The organism is Cupriavidus sp. 96C5-1, assembly GCF_057798855.1.
Map to the genome: position 1 here is coordinate 1 of NZ_JBYOJU010000043.1, position 25,501 is coordinate 25,501.

Annotated in this window: 25 protein-coding genes, 1 rRNA gene and 1 pseudogene; 10 read left to right on the plus strand and 17 right to left on the minus strand. The window is 67.0% G+C overall.

The features are described from left to right. Positions 1-18: 18 nt before the first annotated feature. Together rrf and AC3FOF_RS34175 are read left to right on the plus strand one after the other, a co-directional pair. Positions 19-131: ribosomal RNA gene (rrf, locus tag AC3FOF_RS34170) — 5S ribosomal RNA — on the plus strand. A gap of 156 nt (positions 132-287) precedes the next feature. After that, a complete protein-coding gene (locus AC3FOF_RS34175) occupies positions 288-596 on the plus strand; it encodes a GIY-YIG nuclease family protein (RefSeq protein WP_488729120.1) in 309 nt (102 codons plus the stop codon). A gap of 63 nt (positions 597-659) precedes the next feature. On the opposite strand, the gene AC3FOF_RS34180 is transcribed toward AC3FOF_RS34175, so the two are convergent. Then, on the minus strand, positions 660-1,082 hold the full coding sequence (locus tag AC3FOF_RS34180) for an organic hydroperoxide resistance protein (RefSeq protein ID WP_017224415.1): 423 nt from the start codon (positions 1,080-1,082) through the stop codon (positions 660-662). Positions 1,083-1,183: 101 nt separating this feature from the next. Next, positions 1,184-1,654: a MarR family winged helix-turn-helix transcriptional regulator gene (locus tag AC3FOF_RS34185; protein WP_276263648.1), complete on the minus strand. Its 471-nt coding sequence runs from the start codon at positions 1,652-1,654 to the stop codon at positions 1,184-1,186. 195 nt (positions 1,655-1,849) lie between these two features. Between AC3FOF_RS34185 and AC3FOF_RS34190 the strand changes: the two genes are divergently transcribed. Further along, a complete protein-coding gene (locus AC3FOF_RS34190; protein WP_488729121.1) occupies positions 1,850-3,313 on the plus strand; it encodes a DegQ family serine endoprotease in 1,464 nt (487 codons plus the stop codon). Between the two features lie 250 nt (positions 3,314-3,563). Then, positions 3,564-3,881 carry a hypothetical protein gene (locus tag AC3FOF_RS34195; RefSeq protein ID WP_017224412.1) on the plus strand — a complete coding sequence of 106 codons (318 nt, stop codon included), beginning with the start codon at positions 3,564-3,566 and terminating at the stop codon, positions 3,879-3,881. 250 nt (positions 3,882-4,131) lie between these two features. Here AC3FOF_RS34195 and AC3FOF_RS34200 read toward each other — a convergent pair whose 3' ends face one another. The 5 genes from AC3FOF_RS34200 to AC3FOF_RS34220 all read right to left on the minus strand — a co-directional run bounded on the left by AC3FOF_RS34200 (position 4,132) and on the right by AC3FOF_RS34220 (position 10,308). Further along, a complete protein-coding gene (locus AC3FOF_RS34200) occupies positions 4,132-5,706 on the minus strand; it encodes an MFS transporter (RefSeq protein WP_488729122.1) in 1,575 nt (524 codons plus the stop codon). After that, entirely contained in the window at positions 5,703-6,191 is a 489-nt protein-coding gene (locus tag AC3FOF_RS34205) for a MarR family winged helix-turn-helix transcriptional regulator (protein WP_488729123.1), read from the minus strand. The genes AC3FOF_RS34200 and AC3FOF_RS34205 overlap by 4 nt, the downstream gene beginning before the upstream one ends. 110 nt (positions 6,192-6,301) lie before the next feature. Further along, positions 6,302-8,338, minus strand: a complete 2,037-nt coding sequence (locus AC3FOF_RS34210) for a transglutaminase TgpA family protein (RefSeq protein ID WP_488729124.1) — start codon at positions 8,336-8,338, stop codon at positions 6,302-6,304. After that, complete coding sequence (locus AC3FOF_RS34215; RefSeq protein ID WP_488729125.1) at positions 8,335-9,381, minus strand: DUF58 domain-containing protein; 1,047 nt, start codon at positions 9,379-9,381, stop codon at positions 8,335-8,337. Before AC3FOF_RS34215 ends, AC3FOF_RS34210 begins: the two co-directional genes overlap by 4 nt. 6 nt (positions 9,382-9,387) lie before the next feature. Then, positions 9,388-10,308 carry an AAA family ATPase gene (locus AC3FOF_RS34220; protein WP_488729126.1) on the minus strand — a complete coding sequence of 307 codons (921 nt, stop codon included), beginning with the start codon at positions 10,306-10,308 and terminating at the stop codon, positions 9,388-9,390. A 160-nt stretch (positions 10,309-10,468) separates the two neighbouring features. On the opposite strand from AC3FOF_RS34220, the gene AC3FOF_RS34225 reads away from it, so the two are divergent. Next, on the plus strand, positions 10,469-11,314 hold the full coding sequence (locus AC3FOF_RS34225) for a phytanoyl-CoA dioxygenase family protein (protein WP_488729127.1): 846 nt from the start codon (positions 10,469-10,471) through the stop codon (positions 11,312-11,314). Between the two features lie 46 nt (positions 11,315-11,360). Here AC3FOF_RS34225 and AC3FOF_RS34230 read toward each other — a convergent pair whose 3' ends face one another. Then, positions 11,361-12,209, minus strand: a complete 849-nt coding sequence (locus AC3FOF_RS34230; protein ID WP_276264842.1) for an IclR family transcriptional regulator — start codon at positions 12,207-12,209, stop codon at positions 11,361-11,363. A gap of 215 nt (positions 12,210-12,424) precedes the next feature. Here AC3FOF_RS34230 and AC3FOF_RS34235 point away from each other — a divergent pair, with 215 nt between their 5' ends. Continuing rightward, a complete protein-coding gene (locus AC3FOF_RS34235; protein WP_488729128.1) occupies positions 12,425-13,354 on the plus strand; it encodes a LysR family transcriptional regulator in 930 nt (309 codons plus the stop codon). A 146-nt stretch (positions 13,355-13,500) separates the two neighbouring features. Here AC3FOF_RS34235 and AC3FOF_RS34240 read toward each other — a convergent pair whose 3' ends face one another. Both AC3FOF_RS34240 and AC3FOF_RS34245 read right to left on the minus strand, forming a co-directional pair. Then, positions 13,501-13,779, minus strand: a complete 279-nt coding sequence (locus tag AC3FOF_RS34240) for a hypothetical protein (protein WP_276265835.1) — start codon at positions 13,777-13,779, stop codon at positions 13,501-13,503. A gap of 169 nt (positions 13,780-13,948) precedes the next feature. After that, entirely contained in the window at positions 13,949-14,521 is a 573-nt protein-coding gene (locus AC3FOF_RS34245) for a YggT family protein (RefSeq protein WP_017230705.1), read from the minus strand. Positions 14,522-14,737: 216 nt separating this feature from the next. On the opposite strand from AC3FOF_RS34245, the gene AC3FOF_RS34250 reads away from it, so the two are divergent. Both AC3FOF_RS34250 and AC3FOF_RS34255 read left to right on the plus strand, forming a co-directional pair. Next, positions 14,738-15,190, plus strand: a complete 453-nt coding sequence (locus AC3FOF_RS34250) for a MarR family winged helix-turn-helix transcriptional regulator (RefSeq protein WP_017230704.1) — start codon at positions 14,738-14,740, stop codon at positions 15,188-15,190. 151 nt (positions 15,191-15,341) lie between these two features. Continuing rightward, positions 15,342-16,019, plus strand: a complete 678-nt coding sequence (locus AC3FOF_RS34255) for a glycine zipper 2TM domain-containing protein (RefSeq protein ID WP_017230703.1) — start codon at positions 15,342-15,344, stop codon at positions 16,017-16,019. A gap of 211 nt (positions 16,020-16,230) precedes the next feature. On the opposite strand, the gene AC3FOF_RS34260 is transcribed toward AC3FOF_RS34255, so the two are convergent. The 3 genes from AC3FOF_RS34260 to AC3FOF_RS34270 form a co-directional block, all read right to left on the minus strand. Continuing rightward, a complete protein-coding gene (locus AC3FOF_RS34260; protein WP_488729129.1) occupies positions 16,231-17,766 on the minus strand; it encodes a fatty acyl-CoA synthetase in 1,536 nt (511 codons plus the stop codon). 267 nt (positions 17,767-18,033) lie between these two features. Continuing rightward, the gene (locus AC3FOF_RS34265) at positions 18,034-18,741 is read right to left on the minus strand and encodes a dienelactone hydrolase family protein (RefSeq protein WP_488729130.1); all 708 of its coding nucleotides are present in this window, start codon (positions 18,739-18,741) and stop codon (positions 18,034-18,036) included. Between the two features lie 318 nt (positions 18,742-19,059). Further along, the gene (locus AC3FOF_RS34270) at positions 19,060-19,794 is read right to left on the minus strand and encodes a DNA/RNA non-specific endonuclease (protein WP_017224729.1); all 735 of its coding nucleotides are present in this window, start codon (positions 19,792-19,794) and stop codon (positions 19,060-19,062) included. 294 nt (positions 19,795-20,088) lie between these two features. Here AC3FOF_RS34270 and AC3FOF_RS34275 point away from each other — a divergent pair, with 294 nt between their 5' ends. Together AC3FOF_RS34275 and AC3FOF_RS34280 are read left to right on the plus strand one after the other, a co-directional pair. After that, complete coding sequence (locus AC3FOF_RS34275) at positions 20,089-21,000, plus strand: LysR family transcriptional regulator (RefSeq protein ID WP_017224730.1); 912 nt, start codon at positions 20,089-20,091, stop codon at positions 20,998-21,000. Positions 21,001-21,148: 148 nt separating this feature from the next. Beyond that, positions 21,149-21,274 (plus strand): annotated as a pseudogene (locus tag AC3FOF_RS34280) (oxidoreductase); the annotation flags it as partial. Positions 21,275-21,302: 28 nt separating this feature from the next. Here the strand turns inward: AC3FOF_RS34280 and AC3FOF_RS34285 are convergent. The 4 genes from AC3FOF_RS34285 to AC3FOF_RS34300 all read right to left on the minus strand — a co-directional run bounded on the left by AC3FOF_RS34285 (position 21,303) and on the right by AC3FOF_RS34300 (position 25,485). After that, the gene (locus AC3FOF_RS34285; RefSeq protein ID WP_017224731.1) at positions 21,303-21,554 is read right to left on the minus strand and encodes a hypothetical protein; all 252 of its coding nucleotides are present in this window, start codon (positions 21,552-21,554) and stop codon (positions 21,303-21,305) included. Positions 21,555-21,842: 288 nt separating this feature from the next. Next, entirely contained in the window at positions 21,843-22,925 is a 1,083-nt protein-coding gene (locus AC3FOF_RS34290; RefSeq protein WP_276266244.1) for a porin, read from the minus strand. 81 nt (positions 22,926-23,006) lie between these two features. Continuing rightward, positions 23,007-23,975: a PDR/VanB family oxidoreductase gene (locus AC3FOF_RS34295; protein WP_488729131.1), complete on the minus strand. Its 969-nt coding sequence runs from the start codon at positions 23,973-23,975 to the stop codon at positions 23,007-23,009. Between the two features lie 58 nt (positions 23,976-24,033). Then, positions 24,034-25,485 (minus strand): NAD-dependent succinate-semialdehyde dehydrogenase, encoded by a 1,452-nt coding sequence (locus AC3FOF_RS34300; RefSeq protein WP_276266245.1) that lies wholly within the window; start codon positions 25,483-25,485, stop codon positions 24,034-24,036. Positions 25,486-25,501: the final 16 nt, after the last annotated feature.

Below are 25,501 nucleotides of genomic sequence, written 5' to 3' on the forward strand. Positions count from 1 at the left end.
CGCGGCACACCGTTTATGCCTGGTGACCATAGCGAGTTGGAACCACCCCTTCCCATCCCGAACAGGACCGTGAAACGACTCCACGCCGATGATAGTGCGGATACCCGTGTGAAAGTAGGTAATCGCCAGGCTCTCCCTTGAAACCCCCCAGTACGATAGTACTGGGGGGTTTTGCTATTTAAGGTCCGAAAATGCATGCCACACACACATATGGCGTGCTTTGCACCGGGCGGATCGCGCCTGCATAATTGGTACTCCGCCGTTTCTGACCCTCCAAAAAATCCAGAATGCCAGCCGACGGCGACGCCTCGTGGTTTCTCTACCTGCTCGAATGCGAGGGCAACACGATCTATACCGGGATTACGACCGATGTCGAGCGCCGTTTTGCTCAACATCTGGCGGGAACGGGCGCTAAATACACGCGATCTCGCAAGCCGATCAGGATCCTGGGATGGCAGAGATTCGCGAACCGGTCCGAAGCATCGAAAGCGGAGGCCGCTGCAAAACGGCTGACTTCGGCACAGAAGCGCGCATTTTGCGTGAATTTGACGCGAGATCTGAAACGGCCCCAGGGTGAAGGGCCGGCTGGCACATAGTCTGGCCATACATAGTCTGGCAGGGTGACCGGCCAGACTACGCCAAGTCGCAACTGGCGCGAATCAGACCAGCGTCAGGGTTACGTCGATATTGCCGCGCGTGGCGTTCGAATATGGGCAGACCTGATGCGCCTGCTCCACCAGTTTCTCGGCGGCTGCCCGGTCGAAGCCCGGAATCGAGATCTTCAGTTCCACCTGGATGCCGAAACCTTGCGGGATCGGGCCAATGCCAACCGCGCCTTCGATCGAAGTATCGGCGGGCAAGGTGATCTTCTGCTGTCCGGCAACAAAGCGCATCGCACCAATAAAGCAAGCCGAATAGCCAGCGGCAAACAACTGTTCCGGATTGATGCCGTTCCCGGCGCCACCCATCTCCTTGGGCACCGCGAGCTTGGCGTCCAGCAGGCCATCCGACGATACGGCGCGGCCATCGCGGCCGCCGGTGGCGGTGGCGTGGGCGGTGTAGACGACTTTTTCCAGCTTCATAACGCTCTCCTTGCTTGGCCCTCTGACAGTGAGCCGGTTGGGGCGGCCACTCTCGCGGCCGTCGATGAAAATGAAACCGTTGGATGCGCCGAGTTGCGCGCCTAGTCAGGCAATCGGGCTTCCAGCGTGGCACGCAGGCTTTGCAGGCGTTGTGTCAGTGCCTGGATTTCTTCCAGCGTGCATTGGGTCGCGCACAACATCTGTTGCGGAACGTTCAAGGCCGGCTGCCGCAACCGCCGGCCCGCATCGGTAAGGCTCACGAGAACCCGCCGCTCATCGGCCGAGTCCCGGAGACGGATGACCAGGCCAGCACTTTCGAGGCGCTTCAGCAGCGGTGTCAGCGTGCCCGAATCGAGAGCCAGGCGCTCGCCAAGGGCTGAGACCGTGACTCCATCCAGTTCCCACAGTGCCAGCATGACTAAATACTGCGGATAAGTAAGTCCAAGCTTACTCAGGACCGGCTTGTAAAGCTTGGTCATGGCCAGCGAGGTTGAGTAGAGGGCAAAGCACAGCTGCTTGTCGAGTTGCAGCAGCGTTTCGTCCGGTACGGTCGGGAAGCAGCTTGTAGTCATGGATATATATTACTAGCAATTAAATTGTGCGCAATATAAATTTTCGAGCGCCTCAAGAAGCATTCGGGATCTTCCAGCCGATCCGGGGCGATGCGCCGGCGTTCTTTAAGTCTGGTTTAAGGATCGCGGCTTAGCATGGTCCTGTCGCGTCCGGAAGAGTTCGGACGCCCTGAATGACCAGAAGAGGAAAACGCCATGATTCGCCAGACGCTTGCTCGTTCCGCCATCGGTATTGCGGCCCTGGCCGCTCTTGCCGGAGGCTACACCTATCTGCAGAGGGAAGTGATCACGCCGGGATACGCAGCACCGGCGCCCGTGACTGCCCCGGCCCAGCCCATGGCGGTGGCCGCGCCCACGGATTTCTCGGCGATTGTCGACCAGTACGGCCCTGCCGTGGTCAACATCAGCGTGACGGCGCGCGCCCAGCACACTTCGGCGCAGGTACCGCAGGGCATGGATCCGGACGATCCTCTCTTCCAGTTCTTCAAGCGCTTCGGACCGCAGTTCCAGGGGCCGCAGAACGCCCAGCCGCAACTGGTGCGCGGCCTGGGTTCGGGTTTCATCGTCAGTCCTGACGGCCTGATCCTGACCAATGCGCACGTGGTTGATGGCGCCCAGGAGGTGACCGTCAAGCTGACCGACAGGCGCGAGTTCAAGGCCAAGGTGCTTGGCGCGGATGCGCAGACGGACGTCGCGGTAATCAAGATCGATGCCAAGGACCTGCCGACGGTACGGCTCGGCGATCCGGCGCGAGTGCGCGTGGGGGAACCGGTGCTGGCTATCGGTTCGCCCTACGGTTTCGAAAACACCGTGACCGCGGGCATCGTCAGCGCCAAGTCGCGCTCCTTGCCGGATGACACCTATGTGCCGTTCATCCAGACCGATGTGGCGGTCAACCCTGGCAACTCGGGCGGTCCGCTGTTCAATCAGCGTGGCGAGGTAATCGGGATCAACTCCCAGATCTACAGCCAGACCGGGGGCTACCAGGGGCTGTCGTTCTCGATCCCGATCGACGTCGCGACCAAGGTGCAAGGGCAACTGGTGGCGCATGGCAAGGTCACGCGCGGCCGCCTGGGCATCGGCGTGCAGGAGGTCAACCAGGCCCTGGCGCAATCCTTCGGCCTGGCGAAGCCCAGTGGTGCGCTGGTCAACTCGGTCGAGCCGGACAGTCCGGCCGCGAAGGCTGGCGTCAAGCCGGGCGACGTGATCGTGCAATTGGGCAATGACGTGATCGACCACTCGGGCGACCTGCCGGAGCATGTCGCCGACCTGGCCCCGGGCACGCAGACATCGCTCAAGGTGATCCGCAAGGGCGAGTCCGTGACGCTGACGGTGAAGGTCGGCACGGCGAAGGATGCTGCCGTGGCGGACAAGAACCCGGCCAATGACGTGGGCGGCAAGCTTGGCCTGGCGGTACGCCCGCTGAGCCCGACGGAGAAGCGCGATAGCGGCATCGACGGCGGGCTGGTGGTCGAGGATGTTGCCGGTCCGGCGGCCAAGGTCGGCATCCAGCCGGGCGACGTCATCCTGTCGATCAACGGCACGCCGATCACTTCGGCGGAGCAGTTGCGGGCGCTGGTGGCGAAATCGGGCAAGCAGGTCGCACTACTGGTGCAACGCGACGACGCTCGCATTTTCATCCCGCTCGACCTGGGCTGAGCGCAGACCAGGCGCAAAGTTAACCGCTCTGTTTACAGCGGTGTTAACATCGGCATGAAGCGCAGGCGGGCCGGCACGAAGGTATACGTGCCGGCCCGCCAAGCCTTATTGGAAGCCGAATTCCGGTGCAGATAGGGCTGTCAGAACGCGCGGTAACAGGTATCATCTCGGCTGCGACGCAAGACACGCCGCGAGGGTTTTGGCCCCCGATGCGAAATCGTCTTGCTGACTCGATGACACAAGGAAGTCTATGCAGTTGGATTTCACCCGCGCATCCGCGACCACGGGTACCGAGAGAGCGCGGCGCCTGCCGCAGTCCACGCCCGCCCCCCGCCGGCGCAAGAAAGCCGAAGCCCCGCACTGGGAGCGCGGCTACCGCTCGCACTTCTACCGCAATGAGCGCGGTGAGAAGCTGGGCGAAGTCCGCCTGTCCGAACGCGGCGAAATGCCGGTGGTCTATCGCTGGGCGGCCGGCAACTACTCCGGCGCGGAAGGTTCGCTCGCGCATGCCCGCATGCGCGTCGAGGAAACGATCGGCTTTGGCATGCGCCAACTGCCGCTGTTCTGACTCGCTGCCAGGCGACAGCAACGAACGCAACGACAGCAATCACCGCTTTCCCGTAAAGCGCGTACCGTACCGACAGCAAGCGCCGCCATCACCGCGCGCGCCGCCGGAGTGAATCCCTCCGGCACGCCAGGCAGACCTGGATCGATCCAAAGCGCTGACCGCCAGCTTCCCGGGCCGGACACAGCACAGCCACTACGGCTCGCTCATCGCCGACTCCACGGCACTGCACCCAAGCCATCGGCAAGCGCGCTCAATCCAGCCTGCGCTGCACCAGCATGAAAACGGCCGCCGTCAGGGCAAGCGCGGCGATCAGGCGGTACAAGTCCTCGCAGGCGATCAGCCTGGACTGTGTTTCCACCAGGGTGGCCAGTTGCGCCAGCGCCGCCTGATGGGCATGTCCCGCGTCGAATCCGCGCGCGCCGAACGCCGCTTGCGCTGCATCCATCCATTGTTGCGCCTGCGCCGTGTGCTGGCCGATGGCGCTGGACAGGCTGGTATGCACGGCGAACTGGCGGTTCTGCAGCAGCACCGCGCCGAGCGCGGAAGCGAACGAGGCGGCAATCTGGCGCAGCAGGTTCTTGCTCCGGTAGCCATGGGCGAAGTCTTCATCCGCCAGCGAGCGGAAGGTCAGGCCCGCGATGGGAATGATCACCATCACCCCGAACAGGCCCTTGCCTATCAGTCCCCAGGCAAGCGCCGGCGGACCGGCATCCGGCGGCATCGAGGAGAACCACCATGACGCGCCTGCCATCAGCACCAGGCCGCTTGCCATCAGCGGCTTCTTGTGAGGCAGTTGCGGGGCCACGCGCAGGTAGACGAAGATCCCGGCCAGGCTCACCGTGGCGGCGAAGGTATTGAGCCAGCCCGTGGTTGCCAGCGGCAGGCCGAGCGCCTGCTCGGCATAGATCGGGAACACATAGCCACTCAGGTTGCTGATCAGGTAATAGACGAAATACATCGCCAGCCCGGTCAGGTAGACGGGACTGCGCAGCGCGCGCAGGCGGAGCACCGGCGCGCTGTGATGCCATTGCTGCCAGAGGAACCACATCAGCAGGCCGACTCCCGCCGCGCAGATCAGGGCCAGGCGCAGCGGGTGCGAGAAGATATCGAAGCGGGCTTCGGTCATGGCCGCCTGGAGGGTTACCACGGCCGCGCCGAACAGCAGCAGCGGGCCGAGCGCGGGACCGGGATTGTCCTCGCGTGGCTCGGCATCGGGCAGCAGCAGCCAGGCGCCCAGCGCCGCCAGCGCGGCGAAAGGCAACGCGCCGTAGAACACGTCCTGCCACACGCCGCGCTCGATCAGCTCGGCTGCCATGGCGGGTGCCAGTGCGGACGCCGAAAAAATGCCGAGCATGAAGATGCGGGATGCGCGAGGCCTGTCGGCGGGCGTGAACATCACATTGACCAGGATGCGGCAACTGGTGAACAGCGCACCGCCGCCCACGCCTTGCACGAAGCGCGCGCCGACGAGCTGCGGCAGCGAATGGCTGGTGGCGGCCGCCAGCGTGCCCGCCATGAAGACAAGCAGGGCGCCGGTCAGGTAGTGGCGATAGCCAAAGCGCTGCGCCAGCCATTGCTGCTTGAGGATCATCAACATGCTGCCCACGGCGTAGGCCGCCTGGACCAGGGCAAAGCTGCGCGGGTCGGCGTCGACGCCGCCGACGATGTGGCTCGACGCGAACACGAACATGATGTTCTCGAGGAACTCCACCGAGGTGGTCAGTGCGAGCAGCAACATGAGCAGCGTCTGGCGCTGCCGGTGGCTGAGCAGGCGAAGCCAGCGCAGTCCCAGCCGCAGGGGGCGCAATGCGGAAGCGGGGGTCATGGCTCCAGCGCAAGCAGGTTGGCGTGCATGCGGTTCAGCGCCCGTGTAGTGGCGGCAAGGCCGCCCTCAGCCAGCGGATCCCAGGCCTCGGCATATGCGGCGTGTACCGCAGGCGCGGCGCGTTCGAGCAGCCGGTGGCCGGCGGCGGTCAGCACGAGTTCGGTACTGCGGCGGTCCTGGGTGGAAGCGTGCCGGCGCACCAGGCCGCGTGCTTCGAGCCCGTCCATCAGACGCGTCATCTGGGTCCGCGTGGCATCGAGCGTGGTGCCGAGTTCGGACGGCAGGGTGGGCTGCGCCTCGTCGGTGGCGAGCATGCTGATGGCCAGGTATTGCTGCAGGTCCAGCTCGAACGGCGCGAGTGCGCGATCGATATGGGTGCGTAGCAGGCGGGCGGTTCGCAGCAGCAGGCGGGAGGCCAGGATCAGGTCTCGCGGCGCTTCCGGGTGACTGGCACAGAAGCGGTCGATGCGGTCTTCGAAGGACATGGAAGGAGGAACCAGGTGATGCGGGCGCAACGGCATGCGGCCAGCAATATGATTTCAAACGTAATCATATCATCTGAAACAAATGCGCGCTGGAATGCTTCGGAAACGGCTCAGCCCGCTCGTGGAAGGCGCGCAAGCCGCCGCAAGGCCTGCCGCAGGCCGGCCAGTTCGGCAGCGCGCAGAGCGGGTGGCAAGCGGCTGTAGCGCAGCTTGATGTAGCGTTCGCTGAAGTCACGCACAGTGTCCGCGGCGGCCGGCAAGGTCCGCGCAGCGCGGGCGGCGTAGTCCTGGGGTCCCTCCGAGGGCGCGCGCACGCATCCATGGCGCGCCAGGCGGCGGCAGAAGCGTTCGTACATTGCCTGGACCGGATCGGCCCGGCGGCGCTTGAACGCCAGCGGCAGGAGCGCCAGCAGACTCAGCATCGCCAGGCCAGCCAGCAGGGTCTGCGGCAGGCTGTCGCCGATGCCGAGCTGCCGCATCAGGCGTGCCTGCTGGCCGCGATCGTATTGCAACACCCAACGCTGCCAGGTGTAGACCGCGCCGTCCATGCCCCAGCGCAGGTCTTGCAGCCAGCCGGGCTCGCGCATTGCGCGCAGCGCTGCGATCTCGCTGGCCGCCAGCGCCGCGTCGATGCCGCGCTCGACCCGGCTCGGCGCCACCGCGCTGGTGGGGTCGACCCGTACCCAGCCACGCCCCTCCAGCCAGATCTCGGCCCAGGCGTGGGCGTCGGCCTGCCGCACGATGTAGTTGCCGCCGATCGGGTTGTACTCGCCGCCCAGATAGCCGGTCACCACCCGCGCCGGCACGCCCGCGGCACGCATCAGGAAAACGAAGCTGCTGGCGTAGTGCTCGCAGAAGCCGCGCCGCGTGTCGAACAGAAAGCTGTCGATCTGCTCGCGGCCAAGCGGCGCCGGCGACAGCGTATAGCTGAACGGTGCCGCGGCGAACAGCCGCAGGGCGGCACGCGCCCGTTCCGCCGGGTCGGGATAACGCTCCGCCCACGCGGCCGCCAGTGCCCGGCTGCGTGGATTGCCGGCCGGCAACGCCAACGCCAGTTGCCGGGTCTGCAGATCGAGTGGCTGCGCCGCGGCCGGGGCCGAACGCGCACGGTAGCGCAGGCGGCGCTCGACCGGTTCGCGGGCGAAGAACTCGCCATCGGCATTCACCACCGCGCCGGCGCCGGGGGCAATCGCCTGGCCGCGATCGAGCAGGAACAGCCAGGAGTGCTGGCTGGGTTCCAGCGTGACGCTGTAGTTGACGGTGCCGCTTGCCAACGGCATGCCGGCGGTCTCGCCGGGTTGTCCCGCGCCGTACGCCGCCGTGTCATCGGCAGCTGGCAGGGCCGGTGCCGGTATTGCCTGCCGTTGCCGCAAGGTCGCCGGCCGCCAGGTCTGGCCATCGAATTGCCACAGCACCAGCGCGCGCCAGTACAGAGCACCGGCCGGCAGCGGGCCGCCCTCCACGTCGGCGCGCAGCGCCACCTCGGTCGATTGCGCCAGCTGGCTCACGCTGCCGGGGTTCATGGTGTCGCTGATGCCGGTGGCGGCGACGGTCTCGGCTTGCGGCAGTTGCCACAGCGGACGGTCCAGGCGCGGGAACAGGACGAACAACAGCAGCGCCCAGGGCAGGCCGGTCAGCGTCAGGCGGCCGAGCAGTGGCCACACCGCGAGATGGCCGCGCGCCTCGGGGTGGCCCAGGAACAGCCAGTTGCGCAGCAGCCAGGCCGCCATGGCGAGGCTATACAAGGCCAGCCAGAATGGCTGGTCGAACAGGTACAGGCTCAGCAGCAGGTAGAAGCAAAGCTGGGTCACCAGCGTGGCGTCGGCCAGTACCCGGCATTCCAGCAGCTTGAGCACGACGAAGGCGCCCAGCAGCGCCACCGACAGGTCGCGCCCCATATTGCCGCCGGCCTGCCAGACCAGCGCCACCGCCACCAGCAGCACCAGGCCCGCGATCAGCCCCAGCATCAGGCGCGACGGCAGTGGCGCGCGCTGGCGCCACAGCAGCCAGCGCCAGCCCATCAGCAAGACCAGCAGGACGCTGATGGCCACCGGCAGCGAGCGCGCCTGCGGCGCCAGCACCAGCGCCAGCTGTCCCAGCAGCAAGCCATGCTCCTCGTGCGCAAGCGGACGCGGCGGCAGTTTCATCGCGGCGCTTCCGGCATGGCCTGTCCGGGCCGGCCAGGCCATAGCGCCAGGGCCTCAAGGCAGGCCCGGCGATGCGCGCCGCCATGGCCGGGCGGGATGTCCACACCGGGCAGGCGCAACCCGATATCGGCCATCTCGCCTGCGGCCAGCACCCAGGCGCACAGGCGCGACAGGCGCGCCTCGGCGGCCATCGCCGGCGGCAGCGACTGCCAGTCCAGCCAGTACGCCGGCTGGCTGCCGGCCTGCCCGGTGCGGCTCAGCCAGCGGCCGGTGCGCGCGCTGTGTTTCCAGGCGATGCGATGGAGCGGGTCGCCGCTGCGGTAGCGCCGCAGCTGGTCTATGCCATCGTCCGACGGCAGGCACGCAATGCCGTCGTCGTCGGGCTGCGCGGCAAACGGCAGCGGTGGCGCGCCGGCTTCCGGCCGCGGGTAGACCAGCGCGGCCAGCGGCAGGTCGGCATGGCTCCATACCCGGAACAGGCCAAGCGGGAAGCGGCTCGACAAGGTCACGCGCGGCAGCGCCAGCCAGCCGCGCCGGGTGGTGGGCAGGTGCAAGGTCAGCAGGCCCGTGGCGTCCCGGGCCAGGCTCAGGCTCTCGGGCAGCGCGCCGGCCCGGGCCGGCAGGCTGGCCTCGATGCCGATGCGCACGGGCGCGTCAGCGCCGGCGATGCGCAGGCTGAAGGCGGCCGGCTCGCCGGCAAAGGCGGGTGTGGCGCCGGCGCCGGCCACCGTCATGTCGAGCAGGTTGCGGTAGGCCTGCCACATGCAGGCCATGCCGATGCCGCCAAGCAGGAAGGTAAGGGCGAAACCCAGGCTGATGTTGTAGTTCAGCGAGGTCAGCAGCATGGCCATCAGCAATGCCGCGAAGCCCAGGCCAGCGCGGCTGGGCAGGATATACAGGTGGCGCCGGTCGAGCGTCACCACGCCCTGCCGTGGCGTGCGGGGACGCTGCAGCCAGGGTGGGGAGGCCCATGCCAGGCGCTTGCTGCCGGACGCGGGCGGGGCCGCCGTGCGCGGCGTGGAGAACGGCCGGCTGCGCGACATGGCTGCTCAGGGAATGGCGACGCCGGCAAGCAGGCGGGTCAGCGCCTCCTGGCCATCGCCGGCCCCGGTGGCCGGCAGCAGGCGGTGGCCGGCCACCGGCGCGAAGACGGCCTGCACGTCCTCCGGCAGCACCATATCGCGCTGGTGCAGCAGCGCCCAGGCGCGGGCGCAGGCCAGCAGCGCCAGGCCGGCACGCGGCGACAGTCCGGCGGCGAAGCCGCCATGCGTGCGCGTGGCCTGCACCAGGGCGAGGACATAGTCCACCAGCGCCGGGCCCGCATAGACCTGTGCCGCGGCTTGCTGCAGCGCGCTGACCTGCTCGGCGTCCATCACCGGCGCGCCGGCCGCGGGCGCCGCCCCGCCGAGATAGAGCACGCGCTCGAAAGCCGGATCGGGATAGCCCAGCGACAGGCGCATGGTGAAGCGGTCGAGTTGCGATTCGGGCAGGGCGTGGGTGCCGATCTGGTCCTGCGGATTCTGCGTGGCGATGACGAAAAAGGGCGACGGCAGCGCATGGGTGACGCCGTCGTGCGTGACTTGTCCTTCCGCCATGGCTTCCAGCAAGGCGCTCTGCGTCTTGGGCGTGGCGCGGTTGATCTCGTCGGCGAGTACCACCTGGGCGAATACCGGGCCGCGATGGAAGCGGAACTCGGCGCTGTCGCGCACAAAGACGGAGACGCCGATCAGGTCGGCCGGCAGCAGGTCGCTGGTGAATTGCACGCGCTGGAACTGCAGGCCGAGCGTGCGCGCCAGCGCATGGGCCAGCGTGGTCTTGCCCACCCCCGGCAGATCCTCCAGCAGCAGGTGGCCGCGCGCCAGCATGCAGGCCAGCGCCAGCCGGATCTGCGTGGGCTTGCCCAACACGATGCGGCCGAGCTGGGCTTCCGCCTCGGAGAGCGATGCGACGATGCGTGGGCGAGCGGTCACAGGAGGCCTGCGGGTCGGAAGAAGGACCCGGCCATTGTAGCGGCGCGCGAGCGCGGCGGAACAGTCTGTTTGCGCACGCAATGCACGCCGGGCGCGCTGGATTGCCCGGCTTCTGGCATTATCGAAGTTGTGTGCTCAGCCAACCCCTTCATCCGCTGCAATGAACTCCCCGCTTGCTGTCCCGCCGGGCGCCGTTACCACGGCAGCCCCGGCTTCGGCCATCGCCCCGAACGCCGCTGAACTGAATGAACTCAACCGCGCCTTCCATGCCGACGGCTATATCGTGCTGCGAGGCTTTGCCCCGCCCCAGGTCTGCGACCGCATCGAACAGGTAACGCGTGCGCAACTGGCGGCGGCCGTCCCGCCCGTGGAGTACGAAGCCGAACTCGGCTATCCAGGCGCGCCCGCCAGCCGCGACGCCGCTGGCGGCGGCACGGTTCGGCGCCTGCGGCAGGCCTACGGGCGCGATCAAGTGTTTCGCCAATGGGCGTCCGATCCGGCCCTGACGGAAGTGGTGGCCACGCTGCTGGGCGAAGCGCCGCGCCTGACCCTCGCGCACCATAACTGCGTGATGACCAAGCATCCGCACTATGGCAGCCAGACTGGCTGGCACCGCGACACCCGCTACTGGTCGTTTGCCAGCCCGGAACTGGTGACGGTGTGGCTGGCGCTGGGGCGGGAGGACGAGACCAATGGCGTGCTCCGCGTGATCCCTGGCTCGCACAGGGTCGCGCTAGAGCCCGGCCAGCTCGATGCGGCGGAATTCCTGATCGAGTCGCATCCGGCCAGCCAGGCCCTGCTGGGTGGCGTGCGGCCCCTGGCCCTGGAGCGCGGCGACGTGTTGTTCTTCGACAGTCGGCTGTTCCACAGCGCGGGCCAGAATGCCTCGGAGGCGGTCAAGCTGTCGGCTGCCTTTGCCTACTTCGGCGCCAGCAACCATCCGCTGCCGGGTACGCGGTCGGCCGAGTTCGGCAGCGTCGAGCTGCCAGCACCGGCGGCCCGCTAGCCGCCCCGGCGCGCTATCTGCGTATCTGCGTATCTGCGTTTCGGTATCAGGTACGCAGGCTGATCAGGCTGGAGATCTTTTCGGCCGCGGCCAGCAGCGGCGGCAGGAAGCTGCCGGCCATCTCGTCGGCGCTGGTGCGGTTGGCCTGGCCGCTGATATTGATGGCGGCGATGACCTGGCCGGCGCGATTGCGGATCGGCGCCGCCAGCGAGACCAGCCCTTCTTCCAGCTCCTGGTCGTTCAGGGCCCAGCCGCGCGCCCGGATGGCGGCGACGATGGCCTTCAGTGCTGCCGGATCGGTGACGGTGCGGCTGGTGCGGGCGCGCAGCTCGGTCGCGCCCAGCACCCGGTCGAGCTCGGCATCCGGCAGGCCGGCGAGCAGCACGCGGCCCATCGAGGAACAATAGGCCGGCAGCCGGCTGCCGATCGACAGGTTGATCGTCATGATCTTGCGCGCCGGCACCCGCAGCACGTAGACGATTTCGGTTCCGTCCAACACGGAGATCGAGCAGCTTTCGTGCACTTCCTGGGACAGCGCTTCCATGATCGGTTCGGCCAGGTTCCAGAATGGCATCGACGTCAGGTAGGCAAAACCGAGGTCCAGGATCTTGGGCGTCAGGCGGAACAGGCGGCCATCGGCGCGCACATAGCCCAGGCCGACCAGGGTCAGCAGGATGCGGCGGGCGCCGGCGCGGGTCAAGCCGCTGGCCTGCGCGATCTCGCTGAGGGTCTGCGCCGGGTGCTGCGCGTCGAAGGCACGGATGACCGATAGCCCACGTGCGAAAGACTGCACATAAGTGTCGCTCGGCTTCTCCTGACCCGGCGCGGGGGCGGGGTTCCCGGAGATGTCCGCGGCTGGGTTTGCGGGATGGTCGGAAGCGGCAGGGCTGGCCATTGATCGGTTCGGCTGGCGCCGAAAACGCACGGAAAGGCCGAAAGGGTAGAGGAAATGCGCGCCATGCGCCAGTAGCGCGGGCATCGGGGCCGCGCCGGCCGGGGCAGTCTGCCGCATAATGTCGCGCGCTTTGGAGAATATCGCCTGCAAAGCGACGGCAATGCGCCTGTGTTGCGTTTGTGTTGCGTTTGTTAAGGGAAAAGGAACCTGGTCCGGTGAGCGAGACAATCCAGTGGAATGATTGGGAAGCCTTCTGTTGCGTGGTGGAGCAAGGCACTTTCACGGCCGCGGCCGAGCAGCTCGACTGCCCGAAGTCCCGGGTTTCCGCGGCGGTGGCGCGGCTCGAGTCCGCCATCGGCTCCAAGCTGCTCCAGCGCACCACGCGGCGCATGCGCCTGACCGATGCCGGCAGCGCGGTGTATCGCGATGTGGCGCCGCTGTTCGCGCGGCTGCGCGAGATCCGCCATGAAACGCTGGCGCGGGAGGAGCGCGTGCAAGGCGTGCTGCGCATCGCCACGCCCTACGAGTTCGGGGCCCAGCAACTGGGCGGCGTGATCTGCCGGACGCTGGCGGCACATCCCGCGCTCGATGTGCAGGTGGAGATTTCGCAGGGCATGGTCGATCCCATCCGCGACGGCTTTGATATCGCCTTTGTCGCCGTGGACGCCGACCTGCCCGATTCCGGGACCGTGGCGCGGCGCATCTATCACGTCGAGCGCGGCTTGTTCGCGGCGCCGGCACTGGCCGCATCCCTGCCCCTGCAACTGGCCCCCGAGGATCTGGCCAACCTGCCCACCCTGACCACGCCGGGCGACAGGATGTGGGAATTCATGCGCGGCGAAGAACGCGTGTCGGTGCCCATCCGGCCCCGCATGCAGACCTCCAACGCGGAACTGAGGCTGCAGGGGGCACTGGCGGGGCTTGGCATTGCCCGCCTTTCCATGATCTATTGCGAGGCGGAGATTGCCCAGGGGCGGCTGGTCAGGGTGCTGCCGGACTACCCGCCGCCGCCGCTGCGGGTCTTCGCCTTGCTGCCTGACCGGCGGCTGCAGCCGCGCAAGGTGCGCGTGTTCATGGAAGCGGTCGAGGCCATGATGGCCACCGATCTGCAGGACCGGAACGACGCAGCCGCGCCCGGCCCGTGAGGGCTGGCGCGGCTGCGGGGGCAGGCGTGGGCCGGCTGGCAGGCTAGCCCTTTGCTGCTGTTGCTACGGCTTCTACTTCTATTTCCACTTCCAAATCTACTGCTGCGGCAGCCTCTTCCAATGCTGCCGGCAATGGCCGGGCGCGCTCAGGCGCCGTCGCTGAAGCTGCTGCGGGGCTCGTTCACGCCGCGGGCGCCGTCGGAAAAGACGTCGCGCTGGCCGATGCGGGCGCCATCGGTGTACGGGTCGCGCGGGCCGTTGCGGGCGCCGTCGGTGAAGGCATCGACGGTGCGGCCGATGCTGCCGTCCAGGCGGGCCAGGTCCGATACCGGGGTGGCGGCGTGGGCGGAGGCGGCAGCCATCGACAGTCCGATGGCGCAGAGGAGGGTGGCGGCGAGGGTACGGGGTTGTGCGAGGGTCTTCATGATGCTTCCTTTTCTTCTGGCATGTCGTGGTGCGTTCCACGTTGGCTGTAATGTAGGCGGCCCTCTGCTCAGGAAAAAGCGCTAATCACCAAAACACTGTTCGTCCATATGGACAATCACCGCGGACCCGTGCCGCAGGGGCCGTCCTGCCCCCTTGCGGCACGTTCGCTCAGAGACCGAAGAAACGGGCGCCGAACAGCCCGGCGCCCAGCCGGGCGATGACCATCAGCAGGATCTGGGCGATCACGAAGAGCACCAGGGGCGAGATATCGAATCCGCCCAGCTGCGGCACCATGCGGCGGATGGGCCGCAGCAGCGGCGCGGTCAGGTGGCTGATGGCTGGCGTGACCGGCGAATGCGGGTTGACCCAGGAGAGGATCGCCATCAGCAGCGTCACCCACATCACCATGCTGATGCCCCACTTCAGCATATTGAGGACGGCAATGAGCAGGATCAGCGGCAGCGAGCCCAGCGGATCGGCGCCGGAAAGCAGCACGACCAGCAGCAGGAATACCACGGCCGTGAGCCAGGCGCCGATCACGCTAGCCCAGTCGATGCCGCCGAGGCCGGGTATCACCCGGCGCAGCGGCCGCACCAGCCAGTCGGTGACCTGGAACACGCCTTGCGAGACGGGGTTGCGCGTGGGCAGCCGTGTCCATTGCATCCACAGGCGCAGCAGCAGCGCCATGCCGAACAAGGTGAAGACGGTATCGAGCAGGAAAAGGGCGATTTCCGTGAACATCGGTTTCGGTTCCGGTGGCAGTGGTGAGATTGGCAGGCAGGAGTGTCTGCGAACGCACAGATTCTGCCATACCCGCATGGGCCGCGGTCGAAACGCGGACGGGCTGGTATGTGGGCCGGCATGCCGTGGCTGCTCTCCTGTCCAGCCCGGGCAGCTCGCGGGCTGCCTCTATAATGGGCGTCGAGCCAAGTTCCAGCATACCGACGCTGCCCTGCCATGACCCGTCAGCCTGCCGCATCCAGATCCCCGCTTGCCAAGCAGGATTTCGAGGCGTTATCCGATTTTCGCTATCAGCTGCGCCGGTTCCTGCGGTTTTCCGAGGATGCCGCGCACAACGAAGGCCTGACCGTGCAGCAATACCTGCTGATGCTGCATATCCGTGGCTGTGCCGGTAAAGACTGGGCTTCGATCGGGGAACTGGCCGAGCGCCTGCAGGCCAAGCAGCATGGCGTGGTGGCGCTGGTCAACCGCTGCGAGGCGGCCGGCCTGGTCAAGCGCAAGGCCAACGCGGATGACCGGCGTATCGTGGAAGTCCACCTGCTCGCCAAGGGCGAGCGCTTCCTGAGCCGGCTGGCGATGCTGCACCGGAGCGAGCTTGAATCGCTGCGTGGCACCTTCCGCGTGGCGCGCCTCACGGCCTTCAACGACGACGGCGCGGAGCGCGCCTGAGCTGCAGCGAGGGGATGCGCCCGGTTTTTCATGGCCCGGTGCGATTTTCGTTACAGGCGGTTACCAATCACAAGCCTCGGTGACACCCGCGGCGCCCTGCCGGCCCTAGACTCGCGCGCATCACCACTCGCGACATCCGCAGGAGCTCCACATGCCTTTCCCTTCCTTTCCCCTTCGTGCCGCCGCGCTGGGCTTGCTTGCGGCCGGCGCCCTTACCGGCTGCGTGACCGCCCCCTATGGCGGGTATGGCGGATATGGCGGGGCCTACGGGAATAACGGCGGCTACGGGGCGTACGGCAGCAGCGGCGCGCAGGCCGGCGGCGCATATCCCGTTGCCTACCCGCAGCAGGGCTACGAGCAACAGGGCTATCAACAGCAAGGCTACGAGCAACCGGCCTACCCGCAGCAAGGCTACCCGCAGCAGACCGCTCCGCAAGCCGGCTATCCCCAGACCTATCCGGCCGAAGGCGGCTACGGTAACGATGCCTACGGCGTGCGCTACGGCCAGGTCGAATCCATCGAGATGCTGCCCGGGCAAGCGCCGGGAGGGAGCGGTGCCGGTGCCGTGATCGGCGGGGTCGTGGGCGGCCTGCTCGGCCACCAGGTGGGTGGTGGCCGCGGCAACACGGTGGCCACCATCGGCGGCGCGGTGGCTGGCGCGCTGGCCGGCAACGAGGTAGAGAAGCGCGCCAACACGGCGCCACCGGCGTACCGTATCCGCGTGCGCACCACCGACAACGCCTATCTCACGCTGACCCAGTCGACACCCTACAACCTGCGCAATGGCGACCGGGTCAAGGTGCAGAACGGGGTGGCGATGCCCTACTGACAATGGGGTTGCCGGGATCTCCGGCGCCGCTTGCTCCTATTGTGCAGGGTGTAGGGGTCTCCAGGGGGTGCGGCGCATTCCATCTTGCGCCTGCCGCTATCCTCCTATCCCAAGGCGTGCGGCATGAAGATCCTGATGCTACTAATGCTTCTCCGGTAGGCGGGCGGGCGCAGCGGGGCGCGATGCACCGCGCCCCGCCAATGGCGCCGGATCAGTCGCCGAACAGACCCGCGTAGTCCTCGCGCAATTGCCGCTTGAGCAGCTTGCCGGCGGTGTTGCGCGGCAGGTCCGCCACGAAGACGATGCGCTTGGGCACCTTGAACGGCGCCAGCGCGGCGCGTGCATGCGCGAGCAGCACCGCCTCCTCCGCCCGCGCATCGCGCTTGAGCACCACGCAGGCCGCGACCGCTTCGACCCATTTCGGATGCGGCAGCGCGAACACCGCGGCTTCGGCTACCGCTTCATGCTGGTACAGGCATTCCTCGACTTCCCGGCTGGAGACGAGCACACCGCCGGAGTTGATCACGTCCTTGATGCGGTCGACCACGTAGAGATAGCCTTGCGCGTCCATGAACCCAAGATCGCCCGAGTGGAACCAGCCACCGCTGAAGGCTTCGGCGGTCTGCCCGGGCTTGTCCCAGTACCCCGTCAGCAACTGCGGCGAGCGGTGCACGATCTCGCCGAGCTCGCCGGGTCTGGCATCCTGCATTTTTTCGTCGACGATGCGCGTTTCCACATTGAGCACCGGCCGTCCGGCCGAGGCGGGGCGTTCGCGATGTTCCTCAGGTCCCAGTACCGTCGCCAGTGGCCCGATCTCGCTTTGCCCGTAGCAGTTGTAGAAGCCGAGCGCCGGCAGGCGCTCGCGCAATTCCTGCAACACGGGCAGCGGCATGATCGATGCGCCGTAATAAGCCTTGGTCAGGGTGCCCAGTTGCCCGGGATCGAATTCCGCATGGCGCAGGAGCGCGATCCAGACGGTGGGCGGCGCGAAGAAGCTGGTGATGCCTTCCTCCCGCACCGTGCGCAGGCAGAAACCCGGCTCGGGGCTCTGCGCCAGCAAGGCGGTGCCGCCCATCAGCAGCAAGGGCATCAGGAACACATGCATCTGCGCCGAATGGTAGAGCGGCAGCGCGGCCAGCGCGTAGTCTTCCGGCCGGATGTCGCATGACGCGATGGCGCTCATGTATTCGGCCAGCAGGGCGCGATGCGTGAGTACCGCACCTTTGGGCGCCGAGGTGGTCCCGGAGGTATAGAGGATCTGTGCCGGCATGGTGTCGTCGAGGCTGGCCAGGATCTCTCCCGCGGGGCCCCCGGCCGCCGCCAGCACGTCGTGTGCGCCGCCGCCGTACAGGCTGCCCAGCAAGGCGCAGGGCAGCCCTTCGACATGGGCAGCCAGCGCCGGATCGGCGAACAGCGCGCTGGCGCCGGACTGGGTGACGATATATTCCACCTCGCCGCGCGTCATCGAGAAGTTCACCGGTACGTGGACCAGCCCGGCACGCAGGCAGCCCAGCCACAGCAGCACATAGGCATCCGAATTCTTGCCGAACGCCGCCACGCGGTCGCCGGGGCGCAGACCCCAGCGCTGCAGCGCTGCCCCCACGCTGGCTGCCGCGGCTTCGAGCTGGCGGTAGGTCCAGGTGCGCTCGCCGAAGCGCAGCGCGGCTTTGTCGGGACTGCGCCTTACCGCGCGGGCGATGGCATCGGGAATCGTGTTGCGCAGGACGCGCTGCTGCTCTGACTGCATGGTGGTCTCCGTTTTGTTTTTAGGGTCCAGCAAGTCTTGAGCCTATGCCGCTCTGCATCATTCGCCGGTCATGACGCGGCAGTAGCGGCACTGGCATTCGAGGGGCAGCATACGGGCGCTCCGGCGCAGGTGCAAGGCACTCCGGCGGGGGGAGACGCCGGACGCTTGCCTGGCGCAAGCGCGAAGGGGAGGGTGGGCGGGTGGTGCCCGCGCCACGGGCCTGCCGCGGCGCGGGTGTGCGGCCCGGTGGCCGCGGTGAGCTCCGGCTTACAGTGCGCCGGCCAGGAAGGTCAGGGCACGGCCATGGGCCAGCACGGCGGAAGGCTGGTGATAGGAGCCGCGCGCCCAGCAGTTGAAGCCGTGATCGGCCTGCGCATAGACATGGATTTCCGCGTGCGGGTTGCCGGCTACCGCGGCACGCACGCGCTCGACCGCTTCGCCGGGAATATGCGCATCGAGCGCGCCGTAATGGAATTGCACCGGCACCTTGATGCCGGCTGCTTCCTGCAGGTTGCTCTGGATGCCGCCGCCGTAGTACGGAACCGCCGCATCGACCAGGCCACGCGCGGCGGCCAGGTAGGACAGCAGGCCGCCGAAGCAATAGCCGACCGCGGCGATCCTTGCGCCCACGCCCAGCCGGGCGCGCAGGGTCTTGGCAGTCGCGGCGAGATCCTTGACCGCCAGTTCCACGTCGACCTGCTGGCGCAGCTCCAGCGCGCGGGCCATGTCGTCGCCGGCGTAGCCCAGTTCCACGCGCGGCGCCTGGCGCCAGAACACGTCGGGCGCCAGCACCACATAGCCGTCCAGCGCGTACTGGTCCGCCACGGCGCGAATATGCTCATTGACGCCAAAGATTTCCTGCACAAGCACGATGCCCGGGGCATTGGCGGCATTGCCGCCGGGAGGCAGGGCGAGGTAGGCATCGAAGGCGCCGCCTTCGGTTTCGACTCGGATCCATTGGCTGTTGTCAGGCATGGTGGCTTGCTCCATCGGTGGTGGGACTGAGGAAAGGTAAAGGCAGGGCAGGGATAAGACAGCGGTAAGGCGAAGACGGGGAATCCGGCAAACCGCAAGTGTGCCACTGTCCGGGCGGACGTGCTGGGTGATGTCCCTTGGCTTCGGACAAAACAGTTGGCTTCGCTGGTTGTGGCTCCTTGCCAATCCACCCCTCTCCCCGGCCCTCTCCCCATGGGGGCAGAGAGCGTGGCAGCCGTCGTCATTCCAGACGGCTTTGGCGCATTGGCCGGCTTCGGCCAATGCGCCAATCGGGATGGCCAGGCCTTTGGTGGAAGACTAGCTCGCGGGGTGAACGCCGGGCAGGAACTCGATGCCGGTCCGCTTTACCAGTTCGCCGTAGGAGATCGGCTTGCCCGGCCGCGCGCTGTCCGTGTTCTCGATCCAGTGTGCCCAGGCCCGGTTCGTCGACGGGTCATAGACGAGCTTGTAGAGGTAGGTAGGGACCCACACTCTCCCATTGCCGATGGTACGGATATTCCCGTCGAAAACCGGCCCCGTGATCACGTAGACATCGCCGGCCGCGCGCATGGCGTACTTGCGCGTCGCTTTTTCGATGGAGGCCCAAGTCTTGCGGTTGTTCTGGCTGGACTGCGGCACCACGTTGGCCAGCGTGAAGGATTGCGCCATGGCTTGCGCCGTCGGCTGATCGGCCGCGGGCGACATATGGCCCCGGTCCAGGCCTTCATTGCCCTTGTAGTCGTCCAGTTCCGCCCGCTCCGCCCGCGGCAGGCGCGCGTCGGAGAAGAAGCGGTTGGTTCGTTCTTCGTCCTGCGCATCGATCAGTTGCGCGCGCGACAGGCGCTCGGCTACATACAGCGGTGTCTTGCTGCGGCCGGAATGCATGACCGCGAAGGCGTCGTAGCAGAGTTCGCGCAGCTTGAGCTCGGCCGAGGCCGGCGTCTTGGGTGCGGTGCTTTGCGCGAAAAATTGAGGACATTGGGAAAAGCCGCCGGAGGCGCTGGCCAGACCGGAGGTCAGGCACAGAGCCATCGAGAGGAAAAGCTTCTTCATTCGGGAACGCAATCCTTAAAAATCAGGGTGACCACCGGAGAGGTCGAGTCGGTGGTCAAGGCAGTTAAGCCCGCGCAAGGCGGCCGCATGGACGCGAGGCAGGCCGTGCGGCGCCCGGGGAGCAGATCGGCCCGGGCCGCGGGCGGCCGGGCATTTTGCCAGACTGGGGCGCAATGTGGCGACAGAGACGGCCAGGGGCGGCAATGAGAGGGTTCTCATTTCGCGCCGCCGCTCCTTCTATAATCCCGCTCTGCATCACCACCACGCGCGTGCATTTCCACGGCGCATATCACCATGCTCAACCGGCTCGAAATGCTGAGGATTTTCTGCGCCGCGGCGGAGTCAGCTTCGTTCAAGGCAGCCGCGACACGGCTGGGTACCTCGCCGCAGACCGTGACGCGCGCGGTCAAGGATCTCGAGGAAGCCGTGGGCGAGCCGCTGTTCCACCGCAATACCCGCCAGATCCGCATCACCGCCGCCGGCGAGCGCCTGGCCGAGCGTGCGCGCTCGGCGCTGCTCGATGTCGACAGCCTGTTCGCGCATCCGGCCAGCCGCTCGGATTCCGAACTCAAGGGCATCGTGCGGATCACCGCGCCCAGTACGCTCGGCCGGCAGCACTTGCTGGTGGCGCTGCGGCAGCTGGCGCTGGCGCATCCCGGCATCACGCTGGATATCCGGCTCTCGGACCAGCTTGCCGACGTGGTCGACGACGAAATCGACATCGGCCTGCGGCTTGGCATGTTCCGCGACCAGCGGCTGGTGGCGCGCATGCCCACGCGGGTGGGCTTTCACGTGGTGGGCACGCCGGAACTGGTAGCGCGCGTGGGCGAGCCGGCCGACCTGGCCGACCTGGCCTCGCTGCCCGCCACCGGGCTGATCGACCGCAGCACCGGCCGTGCCTGGCCCTGGTATTTTGCCGAGGGCGAGCAGTTCAGCCCGCGCTGCGCAGCGTTTCTCACGGACGATCCAGAGACCGAGATGGAGGCGATCCTCGCCGGCCTGGCCTATGGCCAGTTGCCGGACTACCTCGCGCTGCCCCACCTGCGCTCGGGCCGCCTGGTCAGCGTGCTGGAGCGCTATGCGCCAGCGCCATGGGGCCTGTATATCTATCGCTCGCGGCGCAGCCCGGTGCCGATGCGCATCCGGCTGGTGTTCGACGCGCTGGTGGCTTACTTCACCGACAAGGGCACCGCGCCGGTGCCCTGAACGCCACCACGCCCGGGACTTCCGCTTGCGCATCCCGTCCGCGCCATGCCAGCCGGCACGGCCCTTGTCGGTGGGAACGATTCCGAGAAATGGAATACAAAAATCGAGACGTTTCCATTTTGATTGATGCTGGTGGCAAACATAATCAGTCGGCGATTTCTACCAGCAAGCCATCCCGGCCGATTCCGCGGCCCGCGCGATTGCCTATGCGATCGAGCAGCCGTCCGAGGTGGATATCAATGAGATCGTGCTGCGTCCTGCGGTGCAGGAATTCCGAGCGCGGCGCCCCGGCGATGCGCCTGTCAGGCGGCGCGCGGCGCCTTGCGGCTACGCACGCCCGAGGGACGGACCTGCTGCAGGGCGCGCAGGCTCTGGATGGCATCCTCGATGGCTTCGATCCCCTGCGTGAGGCGGTCGCGGGCCTGGCCCAGTGCGGTCTGGGTCTCGGCGTCGAAGATGGCCAGGTGGTCGAGCGAGTCGACCTCGGCCTGCAATTGACCGACCAGCCGTCTGAGCTGCGCGGTGCTGTGTGAAGCGGTGGAGCGAATTGCCATTGCGGTCTCCGGGAAGGCAGGGCGCACATCCGTAAGGTAGAACGTATGCGCCGGAAAGGACAAACACTTTCTCGGCGCATACGTGCGCTTTACGGGTTTGGCAACTTATCGCAAAAAGAGTGCAATAAGACTGCAAGATTGCTGTTACACATGGCCGCGATGGCATGAACCTTGCCTTGCCCTCTTCCTCGCGCGCGTGCCGGAACAGGCTGTGCCATTGCCGCGAGGCGTGGCCCTGGTTTCGCCCGGGAGCCTGGCAGGCAGATCCCGATCGCCGGTGCGAGGCCCTTAGAAAGTTTGCCGCATGCCAAGCATGACCCCGAGCCGCGTCGTGCCGCTGGAGGACATCACCGGACTGCCGCCCCAGTATTCGGTCTCGCGCCCCATGGCGCCGCTACGCGCCCGCACGGCATCGATTTCCAGGAACAGGCTGGTCCGCTTGGAGAGCGCATAGTCCGCGACCGCGGCAACGGCATCCGCCGACCCTCCGCCGAGGACCTGGGGCAGGGGCTGGAACTGCGTGGCGACGGCGCCGCTTTGCTGGTAGCGATAGTAGGCGGCCGACAGGTGCAAGGCCGGCGTCAGCTGATGCCCCAGTCCGGCGAAATAGATACCGAAGCGCGCGGCTCCCGCATCTTCGCGGCGGCCCATATGCCCGAGATAGAGGGTGGACTTGCCGAAGGCGTACGAGCCGCCCGCGGACCAGTTGCGGATAGTGTTGGCGCCGTCCGCCGTGCGCCGCTGATCGTATGACACGCCAAGGCCGAGCGGCCCTTTCTGGTACATGAGGCCGGCCCCGAGGGTCCGGCCCTTGCTCGTGCTGCCGGCCTGCTCGCCGAAGCCGTAGTCCAGTTGCACGGTGACCGGGCCCAGGGTGCCCTTGTAGACCGCGCTATTGTTGATGCGGTAGTCCTGGAAGAAGATATCGCCGCCGAGGTACAGCGGGTCCGACCAGAAGTTGCCCCAGCTCTGGTCCAGCGGATTGAAGCTCCAGCCGACATTGTTCAAGGCGTTGTACTGCCTGCCGAAGGTCAGGCTGCCCCATGCGGTGGCGAGGCCCACGTAGGCCTGCCGGCCGAACAGTGCGTTGTACGCGGTTTTCCCGTTGTCCGTGCCAAAGCCGTTTTCGAGCAGGAACACCGCCTTGTTGCCGCCTCCCAGGTTCTCTTCGCCCCTCAGGCCCCAGCGGCTGCCGCCGATGCCGCTGGACACCAGTTCCGTCTGGTTGCGATGCTGGCCATCGATATTGTTCGTGTAGCGCACAGCGGTGCTGATCACGCCGTACAGGTTCACGCTGGATTGCGCATGGATACTGCCGGCGGCGGGCAAAAGGGCCCCCGCAAGCAGCCAGCGCCTGGCTGTCTTGTGCATCAGTGTCTCCTCCGGTCTGTCGGGTCGCCAGTCAGCCGGGTGTGGTCCCCGGCTTGCCTGGCGTTGCTTGCTGGTCGGTGTTCAGAGGTCGAGCACGATCCGCTGCCCCCTGGCTCTGGACACGCAGATCATCATGGTCTTCTGGGCGGCCTTTTCATCGTCGCTCAGGTACTGGTCGAAGTGCTGCGCCTCGCCGTCGAGAATGCGGGTTTCGCAGGTACCGCACACGCCCTCCCGGCACAGGCAATCGACGCTGGCGGCATGCTCGCGTTCGATCGCCTTGAGGATGGTTTCGCCGCTGGCCACTTCCACCGTCTTGCCGGACTTTGCCAATACCACCGAGAAGGCGCCGCCGTTCTGCACGGTGGCGGCGAACTGCTCCCAGTGCACGCGGTCCTTGGGAACGCCAAGCGTTGCGGCGGTGTTCCGTACCGCGTCGATCAGCGGTTGCGGGCCGCACACGTAGACATGCGCGCCGTCCTGCAGGCCGCCCAGCAAGCCGCCGAGATCGAGCTTCTGGCCGAGGCTGTCGGCATAGAAGCGGATCCGGCCGCTGTCCGGCGCGCCGGACAGCTCGTCGCGAAAGGCGCCGTGCTCCGGGCTGCGAAAGGCGTAGTGCAGCTCGTAGCGCGCGCCGCGCCGGCGCAGGTCGTGCAGTTGCGACATGAACGGCGTAATGCCGATGCCGCCGGCGATCAGCACGTGATGCTGCGCTTGCTCGCGCAAGGCAAACATATTGTTCGGTGTGGTGATCGTCAGCGTATCGCCGGCGCGTACCTTGTCATGCATGAAGGCCGAGCCGCCCTTGGAGCGTTCCTCGCGCCGCACGCCGATCTGGTAGCAGCTGCGGTCCTCGGGCGAGTTCATCAGCGAATACGCATTGCTGTAGCGCTGGCCGCCGTCTTCCATCTGCACGATTACATGCCCGCCGCCGGTAAAGCCCGGCATGGGGCCGCCTTCCGGAAGCGCCATCGTGAAGCGCTTGATCTGTGGCGTGACGTCTTCGATGCGGGTGACGGTGACGCGCATTGACTGGTAGGAGTTGCCCATGCTGCTTCTTTCTCTCTCTAAGCTTGGTGTTCCTGCATTGCGGGGCGGATTGCCGGGCTTATAGCGCCATGCAGAGGTATTTCTTTTCGAGGTAGTCGTCGATGCCATAGCGGGAGCCTTCGCGGCCCAGGCCAGACTGCTTCACGCCACCGAACGGCGATACCTCGTTGGAGATCATTCCGGTGTTGATGCCGACCATGCCGTACTCGAGCTGTTCGGCCACGCGCCATACGCGCCCGATATCGCGGCTGTAGAAATAGGCGGCCAGGCCATAGATGGTGTCATTCGCCATGCGCACCACGTCCTGCTCGGATGAAAAGCGCACGATCGGCGAGACCGGTCCGAAGATTTCCTCATCGAGCACGCGCATGCCCGGCTGCACCCCGGTCAGTACCGTGGGCTCGAAGAACTGCGCGCCGGCCGCATGCGGCCGTCCGCCGAGGCGCAGCTGCGCTCCTTTGGCGACGGCATCGCCCACCAGCTCGCTGACCTTGGCCACGGCCTGGTGCGTGATCAGCGGACCAATCTCGCTGCCCGCGGCGAAGCCATTGCCCACGCGCAGCCCGGCCACCCTGCGGGTAAAGAGATCGACGAAGCGGTCGTACACCGTATCGTGCACATACAGCCGGTTCACGCACACGCAGGTCTGTCCGGCATTGCGGTACTTCGCTTGCAACGCACCTTCGACAGCCGCTTCGACGTCGGCGTCGTCGAATACGATAAAAGGCGCGTTGCCGCCCAGTTCCAGCGATACCTTCTTGATGGTGCCAGCGCATTGCGCCATCAGCAGCCGGCCCACCGGCGTCGAGCCGGTGAAGGACAGCTTGCGCACCAGGGGATGGCTGGTGAACTGCCTGCCGATGGCCACCGCGTCGCCGGTGACGATGTTGAGCACGCCAGCGGGAATGCCGGCGCGCAAGGCTAGTTCGGCCAGCGCCAGCGCGGTGAACGGCGTTTCGTTGGCAGGCTTGACCACCATGGTGCAGCCGGCGGCGAGAGCCGGCGCGGCTTTGCGGGTAATCATCGCCGCCGGGAAATTCCACGGCGTGATGGCGGTGCAGACGCCGATCGGCTCCTGCACTACCACCAGCCGCTTGTCGGCGGCGGGCGAGGGGATCACGTCGCCGTAAAGGCGCTTGGCTTCTTCGGCATACCACTCGATGAACGAGGCGGCATAGCGCACTTCCCCCAGCGCTTCTGGCAAGGGCTTGCCCTGTTCGCGCGTCATCAAGGCCGCGAGATCGTTCTCATGCTGCAGGATCAGCGCGAACCATTTGCGCAGCAGGCCGGCGCGCTCCCTGGCGGTGCGCTGCTTCCAGGCGGACAGCGCGGCGTTGGCCGCCTCGATGGCGGCGACGGTCTCCGCCTCGCCCATCTGCGGCACGGTGCCGATCTGGTCGCCCCGTGCCGGATCGAACACCGCCACGGTTTCCCCGGAGGCGGCGCCGCACCAGCGGCCGTCGATGCAGGCCTGTTGCCTGAACAGCGTGTTGTCGTCGAGTGTCGTCATGCTGGCTCCTCTGGCC

Coding starts and splice junctions, on each gene's coding strand:
- AC3FOF_RS34265 (WP_488729130.1), bottom strand. CDS start 18,741: ATGCCTGACAACAGCCAATGGATCCGAGTCGAAACCGAAGGCGGCGCC.
- AC3FOF_RS34290 (WP_276266244.1), bottom strand. CDS start 22,925: ATGCACAAGACAGCCAGGCGCTGGCTGCTTGCGGGGGCCCTTTTGCCC.
- AC3FOF_RS34270 (WP_017224729.1), bottom strand. CDS start 19,794: ATGAAGAAGCTTTTCCTCTCGATGGCTCTGTGCCTGACCTCCGGTCTG.
- AC3FOF_RS34175 (WP_488729120.1), top strand. CDS start 288: ATGCCAGCCGACGGCGACGCCTCGTGGTTTCTCTACCTGCTCGAATGC.
- AC3FOF_RS34210 (WP_488729124.1), bottom strand. CDS start 8,338: ATGAAACTGCCGCCGCGTCCGCTTGCGCACGAGGAGCATGGCTTGCTG.
- AC3FOF_RS34240 (WP_276265835.1), bottom strand. CDS start 13,779: ATGAAGACCCTCGCACAACCCCGTACCCTCGCCGCCACCCTCCTCTGC.
- AC3FOF_RS34300 (WP_276266245.1), bottom strand. CDS start 25,485: ATGACGACACTCGACGACAACACGCTGTTCAGGCAACAGGCCTGCATC.
- AC3FOF_RS34200 (WP_488729122.1), bottom strand. CDS start 5,706: ATGACCCCCGCTTCCGCATTGCGCCCCCTGCGGCTGGGACTGCGCTGG.
- AC3FOF_RS34180 (WP_017224415.1), bottom strand. CDS start 1,082: ATGAAGCTGGAAAAAGTCGTCTACACCGCCCACGCCACCGCCACCGGC.
- AC3FOF_RS34190 (WP_488729121.1), top strand. CDS start 1,850: ATGATTCGCCAGACGCTTGCTCGTTCCGCCATCGGTATTGCGGCCCTG.
- AC3FOF_RS34285 (WP_017224731.1), bottom strand. CDS start 21,554: ATGGCAATTCGCTCCACCGCTTCACACAGCACCGCGCAGCTCAGACGG.
- AC3FOF_RS34255 (WP_017230703.1), top strand. CDS start 15,342: ATGCCTTTCCCTTCCTTTCCCCTTCGTGCCGCCGCGCTGGGCTTGCTT.
- AC3FOF_RS34245 (WP_017230705.1), bottom strand. CDS start 14,521: ATGTTCACGGAAATCGCCCTTTTCCTGCTCGATACCGTCTTCACCTTG.
- AC3FOF_RS34215 (WP_488729125.1), bottom strand. CDS start 9,381: ATGTCGCGCAGCCGGCCGTTCTCCACGCCGCGCACGGCGGCCCCGCCC.
- AC3FOF_RS34205 (WP_488729123.1), bottom strand. CDS start 6,191: ATGTCCTTCGAAGACCGCATCGACCGCTTCTGTGCCAGTCACCCGGAA.
- AC3FOF_RS34275 (WP_017224730.1), top strand. CDS start 20,089: ATGCTCAACCGGCTCGAAATGCTGAGGATTTTCTGCGCCGCGGCGGAG.
- AC3FOF_RS34250 (WP_017230704.1), top strand. CDS start 14,738: ATGACCCGTCAGCCTGCCGCATCCAGATCCCCGCTTGCCAAGCAGGAT.
- AC3FOF_RS34260 (WP_488729129.1), bottom strand. CDS start 17,766: ATGCAGTCAGAGCAGCAGCGCGTCCTGCGCAACACGATTCCCGATGCC.
- AC3FOF_RS34185 (WP_276263648.1), bottom strand. CDS start 1,654: ATGACTACAAGCTGCTTCCCGACCGTACCGGACGAAACGCTGCTGCAA.
- AC3FOF_RS34195 (WP_017224412.1), top strand. CDS start 3,564: ATGCAGTTGGATTTCACCCGCGCATCCGCGACCACGGGTACCGAGAGA.
- AC3FOF_RS34230 (WP_276264842.1), bottom strand. CDS start 12,209: ATGGCCAGCCCTGCCGCTTCCGACCATCCCGCAAACCCAGCCGCGGAC.
- AC3FOF_RS34295 (WP_488729131.1), bottom strand. CDS start 23,975: ATGGGCAACTCCTACCAGTCAATGCGCGTCACCGTCACCCGCATCGAA.
- AC3FOF_RS34225 (WP_488729127.1), top strand. CDS start 10,469: ATGAACTCCCCGCTTGCTGTCCCGCCGGGCGCCGTTACCACGGCAGCC.